The organism is Rathayibacter sp. AY1D5 (assembly GCF_002932515.1).
Classification (GTDB): domain Bacteria; phylum Actinomycetota; class Actinomycetes; order Actinomycetales; family Microbacteriaceae; genus Rathayibacter.
On the sequence record NZ_PSVU01000021.1, the window covers coordinates 1 to 22,782 of the forward strand.

Genomic DNA, 22,782 nt, shown 5'->3' on the forward strand with positions numbered 1-22,782 from the left:
ACAGGACGGCCTGTTCTTCCAGGGCTGCACGGCCGGAGCGTTCCCCGCGGTCGCGCAGTTCACCGTGACGTCGGCGGCGCCGGAGGCCCTGCGCGAGCGGTTCCCGATCGGCACGTCCCTGCGGTTCGCCCTCGAGGGCGACGAGATCCGCGTCCGATCCGACGCACCCTGACCACTCAGATCCCCGTCCGTCCGTGCGGATCGCCCACCTTCTTCGACTCGCTCGACCCGCGCTCGCGCAGGGCCTCCGGCGCCGCCGACGTCACGGTGAACTGCGCGACCGCGGGGAACGCTCCGGCCGTGCAGCCCTGGAAGAACAGGCCGTCCTGTGGCTCGGCGGTCCGCACGATGGAGAGGCACGAGCCGGCGCTCGAGGAGCGGCGCTGCCGGACGACGGTGAGCCCCGTGTCGGCGGGCAGGCTCTGCCGCACGACGGTGAGCCCGCCGAAGTCCTCGGTGGTGACCGATCCGTCGAACCCCAGTCCCTCCCAGCCGGGGAGGTCGGTGCCGTTCGACAGCGGCAGCACGGCGACCTCGCGGCCGGGCTGTCCGTCCTCGGCGGTGGCGAGGCGGGTGGCCCCCGCGGCGACGGCGGCCGTCGCGGCCAGCGCGGCAAGGAGGAGGAGGCCGCACCGACGGGAGCGGCGGGGCGGGACGTGGCCGAGGGGGTCGGACGCCTCGTCGGCGGAGGCGTCCGCGAGAGGTGCCGCGTCCTCCGGCGCCGCGTCCCCGGAGTCCGCGGGAACCACCGCGCCCGGCAGTGCGGTGCCGAGGGCGGGACGGACGCGGGCCTCGAGCGCGGAGAGCCGGGCGAGCGCGCCGGGGTCCCGCTCGATGTCGGAGCCTCGGCCGTAGGCGCGCCGCTGCAGCTCCGCGAGCTCGTCCGGTCGCTGATCGTCCACCCCCGGATCCTCGCAGGCCCGGCGCCCGAGCGGGACCCGCCGGCGCGCCGAGGTCCTGGCGGTCGAGCAGCCCGGACGGCTCATCGAGACCCGGTGGACGGTGCGGCCGCTCGGCCGGCGGGGGAGGTCAGTCGTCGTCGTCGAGGTCGTCGTCGCGGTCGGCGGCGATCATCTCGACGATCGTGTCGACGGTGAGCCAGGGGCCGTTGCTGACCTCGCCGATCTTCTCGCGGTCCTTGAAGACGACGATGCGGTCGCTGAGGCGCACCACCTCCTCCAGCTCGGACGAGATGTAGACGACGGTCACCCCCTCCTTCGCGAGCTGCGCGATGTGCGCCTGGATCTCGACCTTCGATGCCACGTCGATCCCGCGCGCCGGCTCGTCGAGCACGAGCAGCCGCGGACGGGTCGCGAGCCACCGCGCGAGGACCACCTTCTGCTGGTTGCCTCCGGAGAGGTACTTCACCGGGATGTCCGGGTCGGCCGGCGAGATGTTCAGCGCCTCGACGTAGGTGCGCACCAGGGTGTCGGTCTCGGCGGCCGAGAGCGGGTGCGCCCAGCCGCGCAGAGCCTGCAGGCCCAGCACGAGGTTCTCGCGGAGGGAGAGGTCGCCGATGATCCCGTCCTCGCGGCGGTTCTCGCTCGAGTGGGCGATGCGGTGGCGCAGGCCCGACACCGGGTCGGAGATGTGCGCGGGCTGGCCGTCGATCAGCACCTCGCCGGTGTCCGGCTTCTCGACCCCGCTCACCAGCGACGCCAGCTCGGTGCGCCCCGAGCCGCGCAGGCCCGCGAAGCCCACGATCTCGCCGCGGTGCAGCTCCAGATCGGTCGGGCCCACGGCGCCGCGGCGGCCGATCCCGTGCGCGCGGTAGATCGCCGGGCCGACCGGCTGGCGGCGGTGCTCGCGGCGGTCGGAGCCGATCTGCCGCAGCGCGTCGATGTCCTTGCCGATCATCTTCGCGATCAGCTCCGCGCGGTCCATGGTGTGCGCCGGGTACTCGCCGACGGTGCCGCCGTCGCGGAGCACCGTCAGCCGGTCGCTGAGGGTGAGGACCTGCTCGAGGAAGTGCGAGACGAACAGGATCGCGACGCCCTGGTCGCGCAGCCTCCGCAGCACCGTGAAGAGGCGGGCCACGTCGCTGAGGTCGAGGCTGGAGGTGGGCTCGTCGAGCACGAGCACGCGCGGACGGTCGACCATCGCGCGGCTGATCGCGACCAGCTGGCGGATCGCCGGCGAGAGCGAGCGCAGCGGCAGGTGCGGATCGAGGTCCTCCAGGCCCAGCTCGGCGAGCATCTCGGCCGCGCGGTGGTGGGTGCGCGACCAGGAGATGCCGAAGCGGCCGCGGACCTCGTGGCCGAGCATCACGTTCTCGCCGATGCTGAGGTTGTCGGTGAGGCGCTCGTCCTGGAACACGGCCGTGATGCCCGCTGCCTTCGCCTCCGCCGGGCCGCTGAAGCGCCGGGCGACGCCGTCGACGAGGATCTCGCCCGCGTCGGGCTGGTGGATGCCGGTGAGCGTCTTGATCAGCGTGGACTTGCCCGCGCCGTTCTCGCCCATCAGCCCGTGGATCTCGCCCGGCACCAGCCGCAGGTTCCCGTCCTTCAGAGCGGGTCCGGAGGCGAAGGAGACGCGGATGCCGGTCATCTCGACGACGGGTGCCGCGGAGCTCCGGGTCGTCCTCGATGAGATCGCCACGTGCCGTCCTCGGTTCGTGTGCGGCGCGCCGTCAGGGTCCGGCGTGCCAGGGGCTGCCGCCGATGATACGCGAGCGCATGCGGCGGGACGGGAACAGGAGGGTCACGATCGGGGAGCGGCCGTGGAGGAGCGGATCACCAGCTCCGTGGGGATCCGGGTGCGCTGCGGGCTCTCCTGGCCGCGGATCCTCGCGTGGATCACCTCGGCGACCGTCGTCCCGAGCTTGTCGAAGTCCTGGCGGACCGTCGTCAGCGGCGGGAGGAAGTGGCGGGCGGTGGGCAGGTCGTCGAAGCCGACGATGCTCATGTCCTCGGGCACGCGGATCCCGCGCTCGACGAGGCCGTGGATCACTCCGAGCGCCATCTCGTCGTTCGCGACGACCATCGCGGTGAAGTCGGGCACCGACTGCAGGCTCGCGGCGAAGTCGTACCCGGAGTCCGGGGTCCAGTCGCCGATGACGATGGGGCGCTCGTGCATCCCCCACGACTTCGCGCGGCTGTGGAAGGCGCGCTCGCGGGCGCGCGCGTCGAGCCAGTCGAGGGGGCCGGAGAGGTGCAGCACGTCGCGGTGGCCGAGGTTGCCCAGGTGGTCGACGGCCTGGAACATGCCGGCCTGCTGGTCGACCGAGACGGTGAGGAAGCTCGGATCCTTGTCGCTCTTCACCACGAGCGTCGGCACGCCGATCTCGACGGTGCGGAGGGTCGCCACGGAGGAGGAGCGCGGCGCGATCACGCAGAGCGCGTCGATCCCGAGGCCCATCAGGTGGGCGATCGCGTCGGTGGGGGTCATCTCGAGGTCCGGCCGCAGCGCGACGGAGGTGATCGAGTACCCCTTCTCGCGGGCGGCGCGCTCGATCGCGCGGAGGGTGCTCGACGGCCCGTACTCGGCGCCGCTCTCGATCATCACGCCGATGCGGTCGGTGCGCTGCGTGACGAGGGAGCGGGCGGCGATGTTCGGCCTGTAGTTGAGCTCGTCGACCGCCTCGAGGACCTTCTGGCGGGTCGACTCCTTGATGTTGGGGTGCCCGCTGAGCACGCGCGACACGGTCATGTGCGAGACGCCCGCGACCGCCGCGACATGGCGGAGGTTCGGCCGATCGGCCATGAGAGGACCTCCTCCGCTCCCCGGGCGGGTGAGCCGCGCCACCCCGGCGCGGACGAGGCTCAGAGGGCTCGGCTGCCGGGGGTGGCACCAGCATAGTCAGGCGGGGCCGACCTCCCGGTGGGCGCCTCCTGAGCGGGCGGGCATCGTCCGTTCCGCTGCCGGATCCGCCGTGGCGCGGGGCGGGCGGGTACTCTCGGGAGCCTCATGGCACGCGACAACGAACCGACCGTCACCCTCACCGATCCGCTCGAGGAGCGCCTGCGCGCGCAGGTCGCCCGCGAGGGGGAGCGCAACGTCGCCCTGCGATCCGCGGCCCTGCTCACCGGCGGGTACGAGGGCGAGTCCTTCCTCCTCACCGTGGGCGGCGAGCACGCCGACGGGATCCTCAAGGGAGCGCCCTCCCTCTACTGGCCCGAGCTCTGGGGTGCCCGCGCGCTCCTCTACGTCTGGGACGACGACGCCGCCGACGCGGTGACCGCCGGACTCGCGAACCCCTCCTGGCGCGTCCGCGAGATGTGCGCCCGCGTCTGCGCCGAGCGCGTGCTGGGCGGGCAGAAGAAGCTGTCCCGCCTGACCACCGATGAGCACCCCCGGGTCCGCGCGGCAGGAGCGCGCGCTCTCGTGGCGGCCGCTCTGGCGGGGATCTCCTCCGGTCGCGACGCGAAGGGCGAGTTCGCGGCGAGCGTCGAGGCCGTCCTGACGGGCATGCTCCGCGACCCGGACCGCGACGTCCGCCGCGCCGCGCAGCAGTCGGCCGACGCGCTGCGGGACGCCCGCTCAGCCTGAGCGGACCGTCCGCCGGCGGTCGAGGCGTCGCGAAGGGCCGCCTCCCGGCTCGGATGACGACCGTTCGTGACGCCTCGGAGCCTCGGGGGCTCAGCCGACCAGGTGCGTCGCGCGCTCGAAGGCGCGCTTCAGCTCGTCGCGCTTGCGGGGCTGGCTCATCGCCCGCTGGCCGGGGCTCCACGAGTCGATGACCGTCGGGCCGTCGACCAGGTACGGCTCGATGTTCTTCTTCCAGCCGCTGGTCGGCGCGGTCCCGGCGTTGACGACGACCCGCAGGTCGGGGAGCAGCGGCAGGAGCCGGCGCAGCTCCATCGCGCCCTGCCGCACCTCGTCCGCGTCGGGGGCGCCGTCGAGCTGCCACGGCACGATGTTCCAGATCAGGGTGCGGGCGTGCAGTCCGACCTCGTCGCGGAGGGTCCAGGTCGAGGCGGCGGTCGCGTCGTCGTTGTCGACCGAGACGAAGCCGGAGCCGCCGGGGCCGGCCGACATCGGTCCCGGGGCCTCCAGCACGATGAGCGCACGCGCCTCGACGCCGGCCTCGGCCGGGTCGAAGTCGGGCACCACGGCACCGGGATGCCTGCGCGTGCGCCGGGCGAGGAGCTCCTCGCGGAACGCCCGGAGGGGCTGCACCGAGGCCTCGTCCTCGAGCAGGGCCCGGCGCTCGTCGAGGGCGGAGCGGTCGCGGAAGCCGTACGGCTCGGTCAGGAACACCCTCCGAGGCTAGTCGCGATCGGCGCCGCCGCGGGAGGCGGGCCTGCGGGAGCCCTCCTGGGTGACCCCGGCAGGGCCTGGCTCGCGCCGCCCCCGGCTCCTACGGTCTGACTGCAGTCGAGAATCTGGACCGGAGGGGGTCACCGTGTCGGACGAGCCGTCAGTGAGCATCGGGGTTCCGTACGTCGAAGGGGGGTCGTCGCCGCAGGTGCTGGACGTGTACAGCAGGTCGGTGTCCCCGGCCGAGGACGCTGCTCGGCCGGCCGTCGTGCTGATCCACGGCGGCGGGTGGTTCCGGGGGGACAAGAGCAAGGAGCGGGCGCTCGCGACGATGCTGGTCGACGCCGGCTACCTCGTGTTCGCGGCGGACTACCGCGAGGCTCCGGACTCGGTCTTCCCGGCCAGCAGGGACGACGTGCTCGCCGCGGAGCGGTGGGCGGTCGCGTCCGAGTGGGCGTTCGACCGGAGCAGGCTGGCGTTCTTCGGCGGATCGGCGGGCGGGAACCTGGTCGTGGAGGCCGCGATCGCCACCGGTCGGCCCGCCGTCAGCTGGTCGGGGATGTTCGACCTCCTCGGCATCGTCGAGGCGACCGACGACCTCCCGGCCACGCCGACGACGCAGGACCTCGACGCCATGAAGAGCGCCGACATCAACCAGACCGGCCGGAACGACGCCTTCCTGCGCTGGACGATCCTCAACGAGGTCGGGGGCGACCGCGGGCTGCTCACCGCCGCCTCCACGACGCGCCACGCCTCCCCGGACGGCGGGCCGGTGTTCCTGGCCAACTCGCTCGGCGAGTTCGTCCCCGTGAGCGACGCGCAGGCCATGCAGGCGGCGCTCTCCGCGGTCGGAGTCGCCAGCACGCTGCAGCTGATCCCGGGCACCCGTCACGCCGAGGGGTATACGGAGGCGGCCATCGGCCCCTCGCTCGCCTTCCTCCGCGACGCCCTCCCGCCGGCCCGAGCATGACGACGACGGAGTTCGCCGGAGTCGGAAACGTCTTCTACTTCGTCGACGACCTCGACGCCGCGATCGACTGGTACTCGGCGCGGCTCGGGCGCGAGCCCGTCGTCCGCGGCGGGGCGCTCGTGGCCTACGACCTGGACGGCACCCGCCTGACGCTGCACGAGCGGGACGAGCTGAACCGGCCCGGACCCGACGGCACGAGCCCGTACTGGACGGTCCCCGACGTCGACGCCGTCGTCGCCGACTGGACGGCGAACGGCGCCGTCGCCCACCGCGGTCCGAAGACGGTGTTCACGGGGGAGCGGCTGTGCCAGCTGCTGGACCCGTTCGGCAACCTCTTCTCGGTGCGGCAGGCCGTGCCCCGTGACTGAGGACGTCGCTCCGGCTCCCGCCGCCCCGGCGCAGACGTCCGCGCCGGCGCAACCGTCGGCCTGGGCGCCCATGGCGATCACCGCCTTCCGCGTGCTGTGGTTCGCCCAGCTGGGCAGCAACATCGGCACCTGGATGCAGACCGTCGGAGCCCAGTGGTACCTGGTCGAGGCGGCCGCGGGCGCGGCGGTCGTCGCGCTCGTGCAGACGGCGAGCCTGGCGCCCTCGATCCTCGTCGCCCTCCCCGCGGGCGTGCTGGCCGACTCGCTCGACCGGCGGCGGCTGCTCATCTGGGGGTCGTCGGCCAGCGCGCTGCTGGCGGCCGCTCTGACGGTCGTGGCGGCGGTCGGCGCGCTGACGCCGTGGACGATCCTGGCCTTCACCTTCCTCCTCGGCATCACCTCCACCCTGACCTCGCCCGCCTGGCAGGCGATCCAGCCGGAGCTCGTGCCCCGGAACCTGATCGCGGCGTCGTCGGCCCTCGGAGGGGTGACGGTGAACGGCGCGCGCGCGGTCGGCCCGGCCCTGGCGGGCGTCGTCCTCTCGGCGTTCGGCGCTCCGGTGGTCTTCGGCATCAACGCCCTGAGCTTCATCGGCGCGGTGCTCGCCCTGCTCTGGTGGAAGCGGCCGGCGCAGACCGGCCTCGACGACCGCGAGCAGTTCGGCGCCGCGCTGAAGGGAGGGATCCGGTACGTCGCCTCCGCGCACCTCGTCCGCCGGATCCTCCTCCGCTCCGCGCTCTTCGCCCTGCCCGCCAGTGCGCTCTGGGCGCTGCTGCCGCTCACCGCGAAGCGCCTCCAGCTCGACTCCAGCGGCTACGGCTTCCTCCTCGGGGCTCTCGGTGCCGGTGCCGTGCTCGGCGTCTTCGCCCTGCCGCTCGCCCGCCGGAAGCTCTCCGACGACGTCGTCATCGGGGCGAGCGCCGTGCTGTTCGCGGCGGGGACTCTCGCGGCGGCCTTCCTGCCCCTCGTTCCGGCCCTGCTGCTGCTGGTCCTCGCGGGGCTGGCGTGGATCGGCACCCTCACCGTGCTGAACGCGGCGCTGCAGCTCACGCTGCCGCAGTGGGTGCGGTCCCGCGGAGCCTCGATCTACATCCTGGTCTTCATGGGGACCATGGCAGTCGGCTCGATCGGCTGGGGCCTGGCCGCGCAGGTGCTCGGCACCGCGCCCGCGTACGCCGCGGCGGCCGCTCTGCTCCTCCTCGTGGCGGCCAGCGTGCGGGTGCTGCCCCTGCTGCCGGGGACGGGCACCGTCGACCGCAGCATCTCGATGTCGTGGCCCACGCCCACGCTGGTGTTCGAGCCGGAGCCGACGGACGGGCCGGTGATGGTGCAGATCTCGTGGACGGTCCGCCCCGACTCCCTCGCGGACTTCCGATCGGCCATGCGGCTGCTGGAGAGCTCCCGCCGCCGGACCGGCGCCTCGCGGTGGGCGCTCTACCGGAGCGGGGAGGAGGCCGACGTGCAGCTGGAGACGTTCATGGTGCCCTCGTGGGGCGAGTTCCGGCGGCAGGAGACCCAGCGGCTCACCGGCCGCGACCGCGAGATCCGCGCGGCGGCGCTGACCCACGCCGACGGCGATCCCGTCGAGCGGCACTTCTTCCCGAGCGCGACGCCCTCCTCCTGAGAGCGGGAGCGGCGGCGAGCCGTCCCCGTGATCGTCGAGACGCCGGCCTGCGAGCGGTGTCTCGGCGACACACGGACGCCTCGCCGCGCGTCTCGGGCGCGAGGGCCGAGGTGCGCCGCGGTCAGCCGCCGACGGTGGAGCCGAAGCCGGACTTGCCGGAGGAGCCGAAGCCGCCGGAGAGGGTCGCCTTCGAGCCGACGGTCGAGCCGGCCGGCGCGCGCTGCACGACGTCGGGCTGGGTCGCTCCGCGGGCCGCGAAGCCGCCGGACGCGACGGGCGCCCAGCTGGTCGCCCGCGTCGAGTTCCAGCGCGAGGACGCGAAGATCAGCGGGCCGAGCCAGAAGCCGCCGGCGTAGTGCCCGCGGTACTCGTCGGTCGCCTCGCACAGCTGCTCGGGGTCGTCGCCGACCTCCTCGCCCTGCGCCTGGAGCTGGGCGATCTGCTCCCGCACGTCGGCGAGGCAGTCCTCGCGGCTCGCGTAGACGGGGCGCTCGGCGTTCTCGGGGATGACGTAGTCCTGGCCGTCGGCTCCCGTGGCGACGACGCCGTCGGTCGAGGGGCCGCCGTTCGCGAGGGCGACGGCGAGGCCGACCGCGCCGACCGCGACCGCGCCGCCGATGAGCAGGCCGCGGCGGTTCTTCGCGATGCCGCTGATCCCGACGCTCCGGGAGCGGTGGGGAGCGGTGCGGGTGGCGCCGTCGCCGCGGCCGGACCCGCCGCTCGTGCCGCCGCTCGGCGTGCCGGAGCCCGCCCCGGGCTCGCGGCTGCCCCAGTCGTTCCCGGAGCTCGGCGTCCCGGAATCGCCGGGGGTGCGGTCGTTGTCCGTCATCGGGTCTCCTCGTCCTGCGGGCGGGCCGCGCGGGTGTCCTGCGGCCGGTCGTGCTCGGGGGCGCCGTACTCGGGCGCGGGGGTGCCGGGCGCGGGAGCGCCGTAGGCGGGGGTGGCGCCGTGCTCGGGGCGGGAGGCGGCCGACGCGCCGTCCGCGGCCGTCGCGGCCCCGTCGCTCCGTCCGCCCTCGATGTAGTGGGGGACGAACTCCGCCAGGTCGCCGGTGATCAGGCCGCTCGTCTCGCGCACGTCGATGCCGGCCGGGGTCTCGCCGACGATCCAGCTGCCGATGACGACGGTCTTCCCGTCCACCCGGGCCAGCTCGGCGCGCTCCTGGTGGATGAAGCCCTCGGCGCCGTAGCTCCCGCCGTTCTCGGCGACGACCGACCCGTCGGCGTCGAGGACCGTCACGTTGGCGCCCTCCCGGCCCAGGCGCGGCTTGCGCACCTGGGCGGTGCCGGGCAGCGGATGCACGGAGGCGGGCAGCAGGTTCGGGTGGCCGCGGAACATCTCCCACAGCACCACCAGCAGCTGCTTGTTGCTGAGCAGGAGCTTCCACGCCGGCTCGACCCAGCGGGTGCGCTCGCGCCGGTCGAGGAGGAGGCCGCCGAACTGCTCGCCGAGCATCCACTCCCACGGGTACAGCTTGAAGACGTGGCGGATCGGCTCGCCGTCGCCGTCGAGGAAGCCGGCGCCGTCGAGCTCGTAGCGGATGTCCTCGACGAAGATCAGCTTGGGGTCGAAGCCGGCCTGCGCCGCGGTCTCGGCCATGTAGGCGACGGTGTCGGCGTCCTCGACGATCAGCTCGCCGTCTCCGGAGTCGTGCAGCGACGCGAGGTGCAGCCGGGCGCCCTCGTCGAGGCTCCAGCGCTCGAGGCGGAGGTGGCGCCACTGCTCGACGAGCTGCTCGTGCAGGCTGTTGAACTGGTCGGCGTCGGGACCCTTCGTCTCGACGAGCCACTGCCACTGGGCCGCGGCGGTCTCGACCAGCGAGGTCGGGGTGTCGGCGTTGAACTCGAGCAGCTTCACCGCGCCCGCGCCGTCGTAGGCGAGATCGAAGCGGCCGTAGACCGTGGGGTCGTCCTCGTCCCACGAGGTGCGCACCAGCTCGTGGAAGCGGGGCGGGATGCCGAACTCGGCGAAGCGGCCCTTCCGCACCACGAGCTCGCACGCCTCCATGCAGAGGTCGAACAGCTCCGAGGTCGTGCGCTCGAGCAGGTCGATCTCGGCGGGCTCGAAGGAGTAGGCCGCGGACTCGTTCCAGTAGGGGCGGCCGCCCTCGGAGGGGAGGTCGTAGAAGCTGAAGCCGATCTCGTCGCAGCGGGCTCGCCAGTCCGGTCGCGGAGTGAGGGTGTGTCTGCGCATGATGTCCGGCAAGTGTAGGTCGGGCGTCCGCGTGAGGGCAGGGGGTGGCGCCGTCCTCCGCGCTAGCCTCGACGGGAGCGAAAGGCCGTGCCATGACCGCACCCCTCCCGCTCGCGGGCGTCCGCGTCCTCGAGCTCGGCAACTTCATCGCGGCGCCCACGGCTGGCCGGCTGCTCGCCGACTTCGGCGCCGAGGTGATCAAGGTGGAGCGGCCCGGCACGGGGGACGAGCTGCGCCGCTGGCGGCTGCACGAGGGGTCCGAGACCTCGCTCCTCTTCCACACGATCAACCGCAACAAGCGCTCGATCGCGCTCGACCTGCGCACGGACGAGGGGCGCGACGCCGTCCGCCGCCTGGTCGCCGAGTGCGACGTGGTGCTCGAGAACTTCCGGCCCGGCACGCTCGAGCGCTGGGGGATCGGGCCGGACGTGCTCGACGAGGCCCGGCCCGGCATCGTGATCGGCCGCATCTCCGCGTTCGGGCAGACCGGCCCGCTGTCGGCCCGGCCCGGGTTCGCGGCGGTCGCGGAGGCGATGGGCGGGTTCCGCGAGCTGGTCGGCGACCCGGACCGGCCGCCCGTGCGCGTCGGCGTCTCGATCGGCGACTCGATCGCCGGGCTGTACGCGGGCTACGGAGTGATGATGGCGCTGTTCCAGCGCGAGACCCGCCGCTCCGCGGGGCTGGATCCGGCACCGCTGGCGGAGCGGGTCGTCGACGTGGCGCTGCACGAGGCGATGTTCTCGATGACGGAGTCGCTGATCCCCGACTTCCAGGCGCACGGCATCGTCCGGGAGCGCGTAGGCGGGCGGATGGAGGGCATCGCCCCGACCAACGCCTACACCTGCGCCGACGGGGCGAGCATCGTGATAGCGGGGAACGCGGACGCGATCTTCCAGCGGCTGATGGCGGTGATCGGCCGCGCCGACCTGGGCGAGGACCCGGCGCTCGCCTCGAACGAGCAGCGCTGGGCCCGGCGCGACGAGCTGGACGCGGTGATCGGCGCGTGGACGGCGGGCCGCACCGCCGCCGAGGCGCTCGCGGTCCTCGACGACGAGGGCGTCCCCTCCGGCCCGATCTACACGGCCGCCGACATCAGCGCGAGCGAGCAGTACGCGGCGCGCGACATGATCCAGGCCTTCGACGTCGAGGACGCCGGCGGCACTCTGCGCGGCGTGGGCTTCCCGGGGATCGTGCCGGTGCTCGGCGGCCGCTCCCTCCCCATCCGCTCGCTCGCGCCCGACCTGGGCCAGGACACCGAGGAGGTGCTGGGGGTGCTCCGGCGCACCGGTCCCGCTGCTCCCTCCGCCGGCGGGGCTCCTGCCGCTCCCTCCGCCGGCGGGGCTCCTGCCGCTCCCTCCGCCGCCGCTGCCGAGGAGGCCGGCCGGTGACCGCGCTCGCCTCCGCGCGCCTGCGAGACGTCACCCTCCGCGACGGCCTGCAGCTCACCGGCAAGCTCCTGACGACCGAGCGCAAGGTCGACCTCGCGCGCACGCTGCTCGCCGCGGGAGTGCCCGAGCTCGAGATCGGCTCGCTCGCGCGCGGCGACCTCGTCCCTCCGATGGCCGACACCCTCGACGTGATCGCCGCGCTCACTCCCGAGGAGCTGGAGCGGTGCTGGGTGTGGGTCGCGACTCCGCGCCACGTCGAGCGTGCGGCCGCCGCGGGGGCGCGCCGCTTCCAGTACTGCTTCTCGGCGTCCGACTCGCACAACCTCGCCAACGTCGGCAGGTCGACCGAGGCGAGCCTGGCCGCGATGCCGGAGGCGGTCGCGCTCGCCGAGAGCGTCGGCGGGCGGATCCAGCTGTGCATCGCCACCTCCTTCACCTGCCCGTTCGAGGGCCCGGTCGACCCGGAGCGCGTGCTCGCGATCGCGCGCGACCCGCGGGCGGAGGGAGCGGCCGACGTGGTCGTCTGCGACACGCTCGGGCAGGCGCACGCCGGCCAGGTGGCGTCGCTCGTCTCGCGCGTGGCGGCGGAGACCCCGCCTCGCGAGATCGTGTTCCACGGGCACGACACCTGGGGCTCGGGCGTCGCGAACGCGATCGCCGCCGTGCAGGCCGGGGCCGCGGTGGTCGACGGCGCGCTCGGCGGCCTCGGCGGCTGCCCCTTCGCGCCGGGCGCCAGCGGCAACACGGCGACCGAGGACCTCCTGTTCGCCCTGCGTCCCGACTGGTTCACGCCCGGCGCGCTGGCGGTCCTCGTCGGCGAGTCGGAGGCGCTGCTCGCCGAGCTCGGCGAGCCCGGCCGCTCGAAGGCCGCGCAGGGCGCCCGCTCGAACGCCCCCGCCTTCCCCTGGGCGCTCTGAGCGGATCGTCCCCCGCTCGCCGGTCCGAGGCGTCGCGAACGGTCGCCTCCCGCCGCGGAGGACGACCGTTCGCGACGCCTCGACAGCGTCGTGCGGGTCAGCGCGCGAGCAGCGCGCCGAGGCGTGCGCGCTCGGCGCGGAGGACGTCGACCAGGAGGGACCCCTCGCGTGCGGCGAGCCAGCGCTCCAGGGCGAGGTCGAAGAGGGCGGAGGCCGCGAGGGCGGCGAGGGCCGCGTCCTCCGGCGCGACTCCGGCGTCGACGAGGGCGGCGCGCATGCTCTCGGCGAGGGCGGCCGACTTCAGGAGCTCGCGCTCGCGCAGCTGCGGCTCGGAGCGCACGACGGCACGGCGGGCGGCGATCGGAGCGCGCCAGGTCTGGAGGTCGCCCGAGGCGGCCGCCTCGAGGCCGTGCATCACGAGGTCCATCGGCGCGAGGCCGGCGGGGGCGCCGGCGAGCAGGCGGCCGACGATCTCGGGGAACTCGCGCTCGCGGAGGAAGAGGACGTCGCGCTTGTCGGCGAAGTGGCGGAAGAAGGTGCGGGTGGTGAGCCCGGCGCGCTCCGCGATCGCGGGGACGGTGGTGCCCGCGTAGCCGTGCTCGGCGAAGAGCTCCATCGCCGCCTGCTCGAGGCGGAGGGCGGCGTCGGGAGCCCAGCGTGACATCCGCCCAGGATAGCTGACGACACGACGTGTCATCAGGAGTAGTGTGACGACACGTCCTGCCATCACTTCCGACTGGAGCCGCCCGTGCCCGAGAACGCCGCCGCCCTGCTGACCGCCCCGCGGGCCGACCTCGTCGTCCGCCCCGCTCCGATGCCCGTCCCCGGTCCGGGGGAGATCCTGCTGCGCAACCGCGCCCTGGCCGTGAATCCGGTCGACGAGATGAAGCAGTGGACGGGCGATCTGATGTTCCGGTGGGTGCCGTACCCGGCGGTGCTCGGGGAGGACGTGGCCGGAGTGGTCGAGGCGGTCGGCCCTGGAGTCACGCGCTTCGCCGTCGGCGACCGGGTCGTCGCGTACGCGGTCGGGATGGAGCGCGGGCGGCGGAACCGCGACGAGGGCGCCTTCCAGGAGTACACGGTCGTGCGCGAGGACCTGGCGGCGCCGATCCCCGACCGGCTGGGCTTCGAGGAGGCGGCGGTGCTGCCGCTCGCGGTCTCGACGGCGGCGACGGCGCTGTTCCAGCGGGACCACCTCGCCCTGCCGCACCCGAGCGTCCCGGTCCGCCCGACGGGCAGGACGGTCGTGGTCTGGGGCGGGACGACGAGCGTGGGGAGCAACGCGATCCAGCTCGCCGTCGCCTCCGGGCACCGCGTGGCGACGACCGCGTCCCCCCGCAACCACGAGCGGATGCGCGAGCTGGGCGCCGAGATCGTGCTCGACTACCGCAGCCCCACCGTCGTCGCCGACCTGGTGGCGGCGCTCGCGGGCCATGAGGTCGCGGGGGTGCTCGCGATCGGGACGGGCTCCGGTGCTCCGTCGGTGGTGGTGGCCGCGGCCACCGGAGCGCGACGCGTCGCCCTGGCCAGCCCCTCCGTCTCGTTCGGCTCGCTCCCGCGCCGGGGCGGAGTCAGCGCCGCCTTCGTGCGGACGATGGTGCGCCTGGTCGGCGGCACCGCGGCGCTGCAGATCGCGGCCCGGCGCCGCGGCATCCGCGCCCGCTTCGTCTGGGGCGGCTCGCTGATGACGAACGAGGTGGGGCCGATGCTGTGGCGCGACCACCTGCCGTCGGCGCTCGCCGAGGGTCGCCACGTCTGCGCCCCCGCGCCCGAGGTGGTGGGTGAGGGGCTCGCCGCGCTGCAGCCCGCCCTCGACCGGCTGCACGAGGGTGTGTCGGCGGTGAAGCTGGTCGTCCGCCTCTGAGGGGCGGGTCGCCGCCGCCTGCCCCGCCGTGCCGCGGACCGGCCGCTCCGCCCGCAGCCGCTCCGCCCGAGCCGTGCCGCCGAGTGGCCGCCGCGCCGGAGCCTCGGTATCGTGGCGCGCTCCGACGCGACCCGAGGAGATCCCGTGATCCGCCGCACCGCCCCCGGAGCCGCCGCGCTCCTCCTGCTCGCCCTGACCGGCTGCTCCGCCGGGTCGTCGCCCGCGGCGTCCCCGTCCGCCACTCCGGAGCCCGTCGGCGGCCTCGGGGTCGCCGTCTCGGCGCTCTGCGAGCCCGGCTCCGATCCGCAGTGCGTCCCGGTCGGCGGGCAGGACGTCCTCGTCGATCCCGAGGACTTCACCCGCGCGGGCGTCGCCGCGGTCGAGGCCGATCCGAGCACGGGAGTCGTCGACGTCCGGTTCGACGAGGCGGGCGCCGCCCTCCTGCGCCGCGGCTCGCAGGCGGCCATCGACGAGGGGGCCGACGCCCGGCTCCTCCTCCGCGTGGGCGACCGGGTCGAGTCGGCGCTCTCCGTGATGCAGCCGATCGAGGGCGACACCGTGCAGATCGTTCCCGCGGAGGGCGACGCGCAGGGGCTGGTCGACCGGATCCTCGCCGGCTGACGCCCGCCTAGGATCGGCGCATGGCGAAGGGTTTCCGCACGGAGCGCACGCAGGCGCTCCTCCTCGCGCAGCCCTGGGCGCTCTCGCTGGTGAGCGCCGTCTTCGTGGCGGGGATGCTCTGGCTGGCGGCGGACGCGGGCTGGGATCTCGGCGCGGTCGTCGGCGGCGGACGCCGGCACGCGCCGCTGTGGCTGGTGCTCCTGCTCGGCCTGCCGCTGTTCGGCGCCGGAGTGGTGCTCGGCGCGGTCCGGCAGGTGCGGCTCCTGCGGCGGCCGGCGGCGCCGCCCGTCCCGAGTCCGGAGGCGGAGCGGCTGCGGCGCGAGGGCCCGGGCTGGCTCAGCCGGCGCGAGGACGAGCGAGCGGCGCAGGGCGGGACCGGGAGCGCGCAGGGCGGCACCGGCGGCACACCGGACGTGATCGGCAGCGCTCCCGACGGCACGGACGACCCGCGCGACGAGGCCCGCTGACCGCGCCTCAGAGGTGCAGCATCCCCCAGTCGATGATCACGGCCAGCGCCGTGTAGGCCGCGGCCACTGCTCCGACCGCCTTGCCCGCGCGGTCGAGGTCGGCCTGCGGGTCCGGACCGGCGTCGGCGACGACCCGGAGCAGCGCTCCGACCAGCGCGATCAGCGTGATCGCCAGGATCCAGACCTTGAGCGACGCGTGCGGATCGACATGCGCGAGCGTCAGCGCGACGACCGGCACCGCCACCACGAGCACCGACGCCAGCACCAGGAGGCAGCCGCGCCGGGTGAGGCCGGTCGGCCCGAAGGAGCCGCCGCGCATCCAGGCGCGCACGCGCTGCCTCCGCGACGCGGGCGGACCGCCGGCGGAGTCCGCGTCGGTCGAGGGCCCCCAGTCCTGCGCGGTCGTCATCGCGCGGTGCCGGAGCGGTCGGGAGTCGGGCTGGGCCGCATCGGGTCCTCCAGGAGACGAGGGGGCGCATCGGACGGTGGTGCCGACCCCTCAGTCTCGGGAGCGCCTCCGGCAGCGGCAAGCGCCTCTTCCGGACATGTCCGGAAGAGGACGCTCAGGCCCGTCCCTGCAGGATCAGATTCCAGTACACCCACGGCAGGACGCGGCGGTCGGCGAGGAAGGTGAGGCGCCGCTCCTTCGCCAGGCCCGTCCAGAAGGGGACGGTCGGCTTCGGGCGGTAGCGGTCGTCGAACTCGGCGAACACCACGCTCGACCGCGAGACCACGAAGGGGCAGACGGAGTAGCCGTTGTAGACGCGGGGGAGCGGGCGGCCCTTCTGCGCGGCGACGAGGTTCTTCGCGAGCGTGGTGGTCTGCTGGCGCAGTGCTCCTCCGGACTTCGAGTTGACCGTGGCCGCCGCGTCGCCGAGCGCCCAGACGTCGGGGAACCGCGGGTGCCGCAGGGTCAGCGGGTCGACCTCGACGAAGCCGCCCTCGGCGGCCAGTCCGGTGCCGGCCAGCCAGTCGGGGGCCGACTGCGGGGGCACGGCGTGCAGCACGTCGTACGACAGCGTCTCGCGCGGGCCGTCGGTCGAGCGCCGCGCGCGGTCGGGGCCGGGGAGGGCGGTCGCGCGCCCGTCGACGGCGAGGACGACCCTCCGCTCGGCCGCGTCGACCTCGACCAGCTCGCGGCCGTAGCGGACCTCGATCCCGTACTCCGCCACCTTCCGCTCGAGCTCGGAGTCGATCAGCGGCATCCCGAACAGGGTGGGGGTCGGCACGACGAGCACGACGCGGATGCGGTCGAGGACGCCGGTCGCGCGCCAGTAGTCGCAGGCGAGGTACATCGGCTTCTGCGAGGCGCCGGAGCAGGTGCCGGGGCCGCCGGGCTGCGTGAAGACGACGGTGCCGGAGCGGACCTCGCGGAGCACCTGCGACGCCTTGCGGGCGTACTCGTACTCGTAGTTGGACACTCCGACCGGCGAGTCCATCGCCTCCTGGAGCCCGGGGACCGCGGCCCAGTCCTTCTGGATCCCGGGGCAGACGACGAGCTGCCCGTAGCCGACGGTGCGGCCGGAGAGGAGGGTGACCGTGTGCGCGACCGGGTCGATCGTCTCGACGCGGTCCTGGATCCAGACGACCCCCTTCGGCGTCACCGAGCCCTGGGGCCGGGTCGCCGCGGAGGCGGGTGCGGTGCCGCCCGCGACGTGGGAGAGCATCGGCTGGTAGACGTGGGTCGACCGGGGCTCGATCACCGCGACGTCGTCCACTCCGGAGCGCCGCAGCCGTCCCGCGGTCGAGAGTCCGGCGTTGCCGCCGCCGATGATGAGGACGTCGTGGCGGGCCGCGCCGGGATCGGTCATGGCCTCACCCTAGGGGCGCGCCGGGGCGAGCGGACGGGCTTGCGCAGACCCGCGGAAGGGGGGTGCGCTCGGAGCGCCCCGGGACGGTGACCCCGCACGGCCGCCCGGCTCGCGTCAGGCCGCCTCGAGCGCCTGGATCGCGGTCCTCGCGGTCGCGCAGGGGTAGGAGTCGTACCCGTCGTGGGCGTCGAAGGCGCGGCACTCGGCGCAGCGGAGCCGCACTCCGGCGCCGCCCTCGAGGACGCGCTCGGGGCGGTGCCCGTGCAGGATGACGGCGAGGCTCGCGACGAGGGGGTCGCTGCTCACCAGCGCGCTCCGCAGCGCCTCCGACCGGCGGCGGAGGTAGTCGTCCGCCACGGCGTCGATCGACTGCTCGGGGAGGTCCGGCTCGGGCCAGGAGGCGGGCCGCTCGACGGGCAGGTCGAGCTCGTCGAAGCCCATCGACCAGTCCGGGAAGCGGCGCTGCTCGTGCACGCTGGTCCAGACGGTGACCACTCCCTCGTGCCGCGGATCGGCGAGGATCCGCGCGTAGAGCGAGCGCACGTCGGACTCCTCGCCCTCGAGCAGCTGCATCACGCGGCGGCCGCGGAAGACGAGCATCCCCGAGACGCCGTGCTCGACGTTGTTGCGGCGGCTCGTCTCGAGCAGCCGGCGGATCTCCCCCGAGCCCAGGTCGCGGTCGAGGGTGCTGACGTAGACGACGGTGAAGACGAGGGAGTCGCGCCGCGGCGAGTGCTCGACGAGGTGGAGCGTCGCGGGGGAGTGGGCGCCGGCTTCGGGGTCCATCAGGGCCGCGACCTCCGGGAACTCGAGCCAGATCAGGTCCTCCGGAGCGCTCGGCTCCACGGCGGTGACCGCCGGGACCGCGTCCAGCCACTGCGTCCGCTGGCGGAGGTCGGCGGCGACCGCCTTCTCGTCGAGCCCGGGCAGGAGGCCTGCGGCGCCGGAGACGAAGAGGCTCGTCGCGGAGTTGAGCAGCAGCGTCACGACCGTCGCGTGGCCGTCGCCGCCGAGCACGGGGAGCTCGACACTGTCGGTGCGGCCGTGAGCGGCGAGCCCGGAGGCGTAGGAGACGAGTGCGTCGGCGACCGCGTCCCCCACCTGGAAGGTCGCGCCGGCGTACTGGATCTGCTTCATAGCCCTACGATGCGCCTGCGGCGGATCCACGGGTAGGGGTACCGGTGCCGGGTGGAGCGTGCAGGGGTCGCGGCTGCTCCTACCCGAGGAGCACGGAGCGGCGGGACCGCGCCCAGTCGGCCGTCGAGCGGGCCGGCGTCCCCGTGATCCGCTCGACCTCGTCGGTGAGCACGTCGACGCCGTCCAGGCCGCGGCGGGCGACGACTCCGAACTGCCGGCGGAGCCCCTCCGCCTGCCACGCGGACATGCCGGTGAGGCGCAGGACACCGGCGAACACGCGGCTGGGCAGGTGCAGGTAGCGGACGCGCCGCCCGAGGCCCGCGGTCAGCTCGCGGGCGGCGCCGGGCCCGTCGAGCAGGGCCGGTCCGGTGAGGACGGGCTCGGCGCCGGTGTGCCCTCCCGCCTCGAGGACGCGCGCGGCGACCCGGGCGATGTCGGCGGTGTCGATCCACGGGATGACGCCGCGCCCCATCGTCTGCGGGAGCAGACCGCGCGAGATCGCGGGTGCCGAGGGCTCGAGGTTCGTCAGGAAGCCCGAGGCGTGGAGGATCGTCGCGGGCAGCCCGGAGGCGCGCACCTGCTCGTCGGTCCGCCAGATCGCGCGGCCCCAGGGGAGCGGCGAGTGCTCGGCCGCGTCGCCGCCGGAGAGCTGCACGAGCGCGCGGACGCCCGCCTCCTGGGCGGCGCGGACGGCGGTGGCGCCGTGCTCGGCCTGGCGCGGGGTGGCGGCGGTGACCAGGAAGAGCTGGTCGGCGCCCCGGAGGGCGGCGGTCAGTGCGGCCCCGTCGCCGAGGTCGGCGATCCGTGCGTCGAGGCCGCGGGCCGCGAGGGCCGCCGCCTGCTCGGGCCGGCGGACGATCGCGCGGACGGGCGCGCCGGCCGCCACGAGCCGCTCGAAGGTCTTGCCGCCGACGTCGCCGGTGACTCCGGTGATCGCGATCACGTCGCTCATGATTCCTCCCTGGTATCAACTAACTGATACTCGAAGACTACGCCGCTACGCTCGATCCATGTCCTCGGAGTTCTCCCTGACCCGCGACGACGTCGACGCGATCGCCGCCTGGACGGTCATCCGCGCCGCCCGCGACCTGGCGAGGCGGGTCGGCGACGCGCTCGCGCCGGTCGGGCTCAGCCCGGTCGAGTTCGGCGTGCTGGCGCAGCTCTCGGCGGCCGACGGGCTGACGCAGGCCGACCTCGCCCGCGCCGTCGGCGTCCGCCCGCAGAGCATGACCGCCCTGGTCGCCGGGCTGGCGGAGCGGGGCCTGCTCGACCGGGGCGCCGAGCGCGGCCGCGGCCGTCACTCCCGGATCGCCCTGACCCCGGCGGGGCGCGACCTCCTCGCGGCCGCCTACCCGCTCGTGCGGGCCGGCAACGCGTGGTTCGGCGGCGAGGAGCGCGCCGACGCCGTCGCGACCGCGCTGCGCCCGCTGCTCGGCGGGCAGCCGGGCCCGGGGCACGAGGTCCCCTGAGCGGACGGGGCGGGGAGGCTCGGCAGCGGGAGAGGCGGCTCCTCCTCCGAGCGCTCGTGCACACCCGGCCCCCTCGCGGGTGCCACCGGTACCCTGGTCCGGTGCCCCTGACCCTCCCTCCGCTGAGCCGCGCCCGCGCGCGCGCTGCCGCGGCGTACCCGACCCGGCTGCTGCTGACCAAGCGCGCCTCGGGCACGAACGGATGGCTCAGCTCGTGGGGGACGAACGCGCACGGCGAGATCGCCGGCTGCCCGCCGCCGCGCGGCTGACCCGCGACCGCCCCTCCTCCGGAGCCCGCGGCCGCGTTCCCGCGCTCACCCACCCCTCCGGACGGAACCCCTCATGCCGCACGAGCCCCTGCCCGCCGATCAGGCCCCCCACTCGATCTGGCGGGGACTCCGCCAGACCCTCCAGAAGGACACGGTCGGCGGAGCGTTCCTGCTCACCGCGACCCTCCTCGCCCTGATCGTCGCCAACAGCCCCGCGTCCGCGCTCTACAGCGCGGTCCGCGACTTCCGCTTCGGCCCCGAGGCCCTGCACCTCGAGCTGAGCGTCGGGTCGTGGGCGGCCGACGGCCTGCTCGCGATCTTCTTCTTCGTCGTCGGGCTCGAGCTCAAGGAGGAGTTCGTCGCCGGCAAGCTCCGCGACCCGAAGACGGCGCTCGTGCCGATCGTCGCGGCCGTCGGCGGCGTGGCCGTCCCCGCCCTGATCTTCACCGCGGTGAACCTGCCCCGCGGAGGAGCCGCGCTGGACGGCTGGGCGATCCCCGCCGCCACCGACATCGCCTTCGCCGTCGCGGTGATCGCCGTGGTCGGCCGGTTCCTCCCGCCGGCGCTGCGGACGTTCCTCCTCACGCTCGCCGTGGTGGACGACCTCATCGCGATCACGATCATCGCCGTCTTCTACACCGCCGGCATCGACGTGCTGATGCTCCTGCTCGCGCTGGTGCCGCTGGCGGTCTTCGCGGTCTGCGTGCAGCGCGGCGTGCGCGCCTGGTGGGTGCTGATCCCGCTCGGAGTGGCGACGTGGGCGCTCGTGCACGCCTCGGGCATCCACGCCACGGTCGCGGGCGTGCTGCTCGGCTTCACCGTGCCGGTCGTCGCGACGAAGCGCGCCCGGGTGCAGGTGGCGTCGGATGCGGAGGGGCGCCCGGTCTACGACGGCCTCGCCGCGCACTTCGCCGATCGCTGGAGCGTCCTCTCGACCGCGGTCGCGGTGCCGGTCTTCGCGTTCTTCTCGGCCGGAGTGACGGTCGGCGGAGTCGCGGGCCTGGTCGACTCGTTCCAGGACTCGATCGCCGTGGGCATCATCGCGGGCCTCGTGCTCGGCAAGCCGCTCGGCATCGCCGGGAGCACCTTCCTCCTGACCCGGTTCCGCGGCATCGGCCTGGATCCGTCGCTGCGCTGGGTGGACGTGATCGGCATGGCGTTCGTGGCCGGCATCGGATTCACGGTGTCGCTGCTCGTCGGCGAGCTCTCGTTCGGCGCGGGCAGCGAGTCCGACGACCACGTGAAGGTCGGCGTCCTGGCCGGCTCGTTCCTCGCGGCGGTGATCGGAGGCGCGATCCTCTCGGTCCGCAACCGCCACTACCGCCGCCTGCAGGGCTGACGCCCGGCGGGATCTCGCGGCGCCCGCTGCCCGATCGGCACGCGCCTCCTGCTGGTCGAGCAGCCGCCGCAGGCGCCCTGTCGAGGCCCGCGCGGCTCAGCCGTGCAGGCCGTGGACGACCGCGTGGCCGCGGCCGCGGGAGATGAGCAGGCGGTTCACCGGGGTCGTGACGACGAAGGCCAGGGCCAGGGCGCCGGCGAGCGAGCCCCAGAAGAGGCCGGACGAGAGGCCCGCGTCCATCGCTCCGGGGATCGCGAGCACCACCGTGTTGTCGACGACCTCCATCACGGCGATCGAGACGGTGTCGGCCGCCAGCGCGATGCCGACGGCGGCGCGCCACGTCACTCCGGAGCGGAGCACGCCCCGCAGCGTGAGCGCGTAGCCGAACACGAACGCGAGGACGATCGAGAGGGCGACCGTCGCCAGGGCGGGCAGCCCCAGGGCGGAGCCGATCACCATGCCGAGGACCTCGCCGATCGCGCAGCCGGTCAGGCAGTGCAGGGTCGCGAGGGCGGCGGCGCGCCAGGTGGTCGGGTGGTGGTGGGCGTGGTCGGTCACGGTGTCTCCTCCGGTTCGGTCCAGGGGAGTGCAACATACCCCCGGGGGGTATATTCCCGACCCGGCCGTCGGAGTCTCCTCCGGCTCTGCAGGCGCGCGAGCCGTTCGCCCGGGCGCGCTACCCTCGCCCCGTGCTCCTCCGAGCACCGCCCCTCGACACCAGGAGCCCCGATGGCCGCCCCCACCGTCCTCTTCGTCTGCATCCACAACGCCGGCCGCTCGCAGATGGCCGCCGGCTACCTCCGCGCCCTCTCCGGCGGCGCCGTCGAGGTCCGCTCCGGCGGCTCCGAGCCCGGCGACAGCATCAACCCGATCGCGATCGAGGCGATGGCGGAGGAGGGCATCGACATCTCGCAGGCCGTCCCGCAGCTGATGACCACCGAGCAGGTCCAGGCCTCCGACGTCGTGATCACGATGGGCTGCGGCGACGTCTGCCCCGTCTTCCCCGGCAAGCGCTACGAGGACTGGGACCTCGCCGACCCGAAGGGCCGACCGCTCGAGGAGGTCCGCTCGATCCGCGACGACATCAGGGCCCGCGTGCAGGCGCTCGTCGCGGAGCTGCTGCCCGCCTGAGCCGTTCGATCCCGT

Annotated in this window: 25 protein-coding genes; 13 read left to right on the top strand and 12 right to left on the bottom strand. The window is 74.7% G+C overall.

Translation table 11 applies throughout. From position 1 onward, the window contains the following. Positions 1 to 176 precede the first annotated feature (176 nt). The 3 genes from C5C82_RS08180 to C5C82_RS08190 all read right to left on the bottom strand — a co-directional run bounded on the left by C5C82_RS08180 (position 177) and on the right by C5C82_RS08190 (position 3,702). Complete coding sequence (locus C5C82_RS08180; protein WP_104354893.1) at positions 177 to 902, bottom strand: hypothetical protein; 726 nt, start codon at positions 900 to 902, stop codon at positions 177 to 179. 127 nt (positions 903 to 1,029) lie between these two features. After that, a complete protein-coding gene (locus tag C5C82_RS08185; protein WP_104227030.1) occupies positions 1,030 to 2,547 on the bottom strand; it encodes a sugar ABC transporter ATP-binding protein in 1,518 nt (505 codons plus the stop codon). A gap of 153 nt (positions 2,548 to 2,700) precedes the next feature. Beyond that, complete coding sequence (locus tag C5C82_RS08190; protein WP_104257732.1) at positions 2,701 to 3,702, bottom strand: LacI family DNA-binding transcriptional regulator; 1,002 nt, start codon at positions 3,700 to 3,702, stop codon at positions 2,701 to 2,703. A 204-nt stretch (positions 3,703 to 3,906) separates the two neighbouring features. Here C5C82_RS08190 and C5C82_RS08195 point away from each other — a divergent pair, with 204 nt between their 5' ends. Then, positions 3,907 to 4,488: a HEAT repeat domain-containing protein gene (locus tag C5C82_RS08195; protein ID WP_244230570.1), complete on the top strand. Its 582-nt coding sequence runs from the start codon at positions 3,907 to 3,909 to the stop codon at positions 4,486 to 4,488. 90 nt (positions 4,489 to 4,578) lie between these two features. Here the strand turns inward: C5C82_RS08195 and C5C82_RS08200 are convergent, their stop codons facing one another. Beyond that, complete coding sequence (locus tag C5C82_RS08200; RefSeq protein WP_258066031.1) at positions 4,579 to 5,199, bottom strand: uracil-DNA glycosylase; 621 nt, start codon at positions 5,197 to 5,199, stop codon at positions 4,579 to 4,581. A 232-nt stretch (positions 5,200 to 5,431) separates the two neighbouring features. Between C5C82_RS08200 and C5C82_RS08205 the strand changes: the two genes are divergently transcribed. From C5C82_RS08205 to C5C82_RS08215, 3 genes are read left to right on the top strand one after another with little or no spacing between them, the layout of a single operon-like run. Then, a complete protein-coding gene (locus C5C82_RS08205) occupies positions 5,432 to 6,169 on the top strand; it encodes an alpha/beta hydrolase (protein WP_159940689.1) in 738 nt (245 codons plus the stop codon). Continuing rightward, positions 6,166 to 6,537, top strand: coding sequence for a VOC family protein (locus tag C5C82_RS08210; protein WP_104257734.1), 372 nt, complete (start codon positions 6,166 to 6,168; stop codon positions 6,535 to 6,537). Before C5C82_RS08205 ends, C5C82_RS08210 begins: the two co-directional genes overlap by 4 nt. Next, positions 6,530 to 8,161 carry an MFS transporter gene (locus C5C82_RS08215; RefSeq protein ID WP_244230571.1) on the top strand — a complete coding sequence of 544 codons (1,632 nt, stop codon included), beginning with the start codon at positions 6,530 to 6,532 and terminating at the stop codon, positions 8,159 to 8,161. The genes C5C82_RS08210 and C5C82_RS08215 overlap by 8 nt, the downstream gene beginning before the upstream one ends. Positions 8,162 to 8,282: 121 nt before the next feature. Here the strand turns inward: C5C82_RS08215 and C5C82_RS08220 are convergent, their stop codons facing one another. Both C5C82_RS08220 and C5C82_RS08225 read right to left on the bottom strand, forming a co-directional pair. Next, the gene (locus C5C82_RS08220; protein ID WP_104354894.1) at positions 8,283 to 8,990 is read right to left on the bottom strand and encodes a hypothetical protein; all 708 of its coding nucleotides are present in this window, start codon (positions 8,988 to 8,990) and stop codon (positions 8,283 to 8,285) included. Next, positions 8,987 to 10,354 (bottom strand): glutathionylspermidine synthase family protein, encoded by a 1,368-nt coding sequence (locus C5C82_RS08225; protein ID WP_146085967.1) that lies wholly within the window; start codon positions 10,352 to 10,354, stop codon positions 8,987 to 8,989. Before C5C82_RS08225 ends, C5C82_RS08220 begins: the two co-directional genes overlap by 4 nt. Before the next feature lie 92 nt (positions 10,355 to 10,446). Between C5C82_RS08225 and C5C82_RS08230 the strand changes: the two genes are divergently transcribed. Both C5C82_RS08230 and C5C82_RS08235 read left to right on the top strand, forming a co-directional pair. Further along, the gene (locus C5C82_RS08230) at positions 10,447 to 11,742 is read left to right on the top strand and encodes a CaiB/BaiF CoA-transferase family protein (RefSeq protein ID WP_104354895.1); all 1,296 of its coding nucleotides are present in this window, start codon (positions 10,447 to 10,449) and stop codon (positions 11,740 to 11,742) included. Next, positions 11,739 to 12,659 carry a hydroxymethylglutaryl-CoA lyase gene (locus C5C82_RS08235; protein ID WP_181134421.1) on the top strand — a complete coding sequence of 307 codons (921 nt, stop codon included), beginning with the start codon at positions 11,739 to 11,741 and terminating at the stop codon, positions 12,657 to 12,659. The genes C5C82_RS08230 and C5C82_RS08235 overlap by 4 nt, the downstream gene beginning before the upstream one ends. A gap of 97 nt (positions 12,660 to 12,756) precedes the next feature. Here the strand turns inward: C5C82_RS08235 and C5C82_RS08240 are convergent, their stop codons facing one another. Next, entirely contained in the window at positions 12,757 to 13,323 is a 567-nt protein-coding gene (locus C5C82_RS08240) for a TetR/AcrR family transcriptional regulator (protein ID WP_181133766.1), read from the bottom strand. A gap of 84 nt (positions 13,324 to 13,407) precedes the next feature. Here C5C82_RS08240 and C5C82_RS08245 point away from each other — a divergent pair, with 84 nt between their 5' ends. From C5C82_RS08245 to C5C82_RS08255, 3 genes are all read left to right on the top strand, one after another. Then, entirely contained in the window at positions 13,408 to 14,523 is a 1,116-nt protein-coding gene (locus C5C82_RS08245; RefSeq protein ID WP_104354896.1) for a zinc-binding alcohol dehydrogenase family protein, read from the top strand. A 144-nt stretch (positions 14,524 to 14,667) separates the two neighbouring features. Further along, positions 14,668 to 15,144: a hypothetical protein gene (locus C5C82_RS08250; RefSeq protein ID WP_104234350.1), complete on the top strand. Its 477-nt coding sequence runs from the start codon at positions 14,668 to 14,670 to the stop codon at positions 15,142 to 15,144. Between the two features lie 20 nt (positions 15,145 to 15,164). Further along, the gene (locus C5C82_RS08255; protein ID WP_104247793.1) at positions 15,165 to 15,611 is read left to right on the top strand and encodes a hypothetical protein; all 447 of its coding nucleotides are present in this window, start codon (positions 15,165 to 15,167) and stop codon (positions 15,609 to 15,611) included. Positions 15,612 to 15,618: 7 nt separating this feature from the next. Here C5C82_RS08255 and C5C82_RS08260 read toward each other — a convergent pair whose 3' ends face one another. From C5C82_RS08260 to C5C82_RS08275, 4 genes are all read right to left on the bottom strand, one after another. After that, positions 15,619 to 16,020 (bottom strand): hypothetical protein, encoded by a 402-nt coding sequence (locus tag C5C82_RS08260; protein WP_104226999.1) that lies wholly within the window; start codon positions 16,018 to 16,020, stop codon positions 15,619 to 15,621. 154 nt (positions 16,021 to 16,174) lie between these two features. Beyond that, on the bottom strand, positions 16,175 to 17,422 hold the full coding sequence (locus tag C5C82_RS08265; RefSeq protein ID WP_104354897.1) for an NAD(P)/FAD-dependent oxidoreductase: 1,248 nt from the start codon (positions 17,420 to 17,422) through the stop codon (positions 16,175 to 16,177). A gap of 114 nt (positions 17,423 to 17,536) precedes the next feature. Further along, positions 17,537 to 18,559, bottom strand: a complete 1,023-nt coding sequence (locus C5C82_RS08270) for a BLUF domain-containing protein (RefSeq protein WP_104250016.1) — start codon at positions 18,557 to 18,559, stop codon at positions 17,537 to 17,539. A gap of 79 nt (positions 18,560 to 18,638) precedes the next feature. Further along, positions 18,639 to 19,511 carry an NAD(P)H-binding protein gene (locus C5C82_RS08275; protein ID WP_104354898.1) on the bottom strand — a complete coding sequence of 291 codons (873 nt, stop codon included), beginning with the start codon at positions 19,509 to 19,511 and terminating at the stop codon, positions 18,639 to 18,641. 58 nt (positions 19,512 to 19,569) lie between these two features. Between C5C82_RS08275 and C5C82_RS08280 the strand changes: the two genes are divergently transcribed. The 3 genes from C5C82_RS08280 to nhaA all read left to right on the top strand — a co-directional run bounded on the left by C5C82_RS08280 (position 19,570) and on the right by nhaA (position 21,636). Next, positions 19,570 to 20,028, top strand: a complete 459-nt coding sequence (locus tag C5C82_RS08280; protein ID WP_160035578.1) for a MarR family winged helix-turn-helix transcriptional regulator — start codon at positions 19,570 to 19,572, stop codon at positions 20,026 to 20,028. Positions 20,029 to 20,129: 101 nt separating this feature from the next. After that, positions 20,130 to 20,297 (top strand): hypothetical protein, encoded by a 168-nt coding sequence (locus tag C5C82_RS17490; protein WP_159940701.1) that lies wholly within the window; start codon positions 20,130 to 20,132, stop codon positions 20,295 to 20,297. A 73-nt stretch (positions 20,298 to 20,370) separates the two neighbouring features. Then, complete coding sequence (gene nhaA, locus C5C82_RS08285; RefSeq protein ID WP_104354900.1) at positions 20,371 to 21,636, top strand: Na+/H+ antiporter NhaA; 1,266 nt, start codon at positions 20,371 to 20,373, stop codon at positions 21,634 to 21,636. 96 nt (positions 21,637 to 21,732) lie between these two features. On the opposite strand, the gene C5C82_RS08290 is transcribed toward nhaA, so the two are convergent. Further along, complete coding sequence (locus C5C82_RS08290) at positions 21,733 to 22,194, bottom strand: DUF4396 domain-containing protein (protein ID WP_104234357.1); 462 nt, start codon at positions 22,192 to 22,194, stop codon at positions 21,733 to 21,735. Between the two features lie 171 nt (positions 22,195 to 22,365). Here C5C82_RS08290 and C5C82_RS08295 point away from each other — a divergent pair, with 171 nt between their 5' ends. Beyond that, positions 22,366 to 22,767 carry an arsenate reductase ArsC gene (locus C5C82_RS08295; protein WP_104222419.1) on the top strand — a complete coding sequence of 134 codons (402 nt, stop codon included), beginning with the start codon at positions 22,366 to 22,368 and terminating at the stop codon, positions 22,765 to 22,767. Positions 22,768 to 22,782 lie beyond the last annotated feature (15 nt).

Coding starts and splice junctions, on each gene's coding strand:
- C5C82_RS08185 (WP_104227030.1), bottom strand. CDS start 2,547: ATGACCGGCATCCGCGTCTCCTTCGCCTCCGGACCCGCTCTGAAGGAC.
- C5C82_RS08190 (WP_104257732.1), bottom strand. CDS start 3,702: ATGGCCGATCGGCCGAACCTCCGCCATGTCGCGGCGGTCGCGGGCGTC.
- C5C82_RS08195 (WP_244230570.1), top strand. CDS start 3,907: ATGGCACGCGACAACGAACCGACCGTCACCCTCACCGATCCGCTCGAG.
- C5C82_RS08210 (WP_104257734.1), top strand. CDS start 6,166: ATGACGACGACGGAGTTCGCCGGAGTCGGAAACGTCTTCTACTTCGTC.
- C5C82_RS08220 (WP_104354894.1), bottom strand. CDS start 8,990: ATGACGGACAACGACCGCACCCCCGGCGATTCCGGGACGCCGAGCTCC.
- C5C82_RS08225 (WP_146085967.1), bottom strand. CDS start 10,354: ATGCGCAGACACACCCTCACTCCGCGACCGGACTGGCGAGCCCGCTGC.
- C5C82_RS08230 (WP_104354895.1), top strand. CDS start 10,447: ATGACCGCACCCCTCCCGCTCGCGGGCGTCCGCGTCCTCGAGCTCGGC.
- C5C82_RS08240 (WP_181133766.1), bottom strand. CDS start 13,323: ATGTCACGCTGGGCTCCCGACGCCGCCCTCCGCCTCGAGCAGGCGGCG.
- C5C82_RS08255 (WP_104247793.1), top strand. CDS start 15,165: ATGGCGAAGGGTTTCCGCACGGAGCGCACGCAGGCGCTCCTCCTCGCG.
- C5C82_RS08260 (WP_104226999.1), bottom strand. CDS start 16,020: ATGACGACCGCGCAGGACTGGGGGCCCTCGACCGACGCGGACTCCGCC.
- C5C82_RS08265 (WP_104354897.1), bottom strand. CDS start 17,422: ATGACCGATCCCGGCGCGGCCCGCCACGACGTCCTCATCATCGGCGGC.
- C5C82_RS08270 (WP_104250016.1), bottom strand. CDS start 18,559: ATGAAGCAGATCCAGTACGCCGGCGCGACCTTCCAGGTGGGGGACGCG.
- C5C82_RS08275 (WP_104354898.1), bottom strand. CDS start 19,511: ATGAGCGACGTGATCGCGATCACCGGAGTCACCGGCGACGTCGGCGGC.
- C5C82_RS08280 (WP_160035578.1), top strand. CDS start 19,570: ATGTCCTCGGAGTTCTCCCTGACCCGCGACGACGTCGACGCGATCGCC.
- nhaA (WP_104354900.1), top strand. CDS start 20,371: ATGCCGCACGAGCCCCTGCCCGCCGATCAGGCCCCCCACTCGATCTGG.
- C5C82_RS08295 (WP_104222419.1), top strand. CDS start 22,366: ATGGCCGCCCCCACCGTCCTCTTCGTCTGCATCCACAACGCCGGCCGC.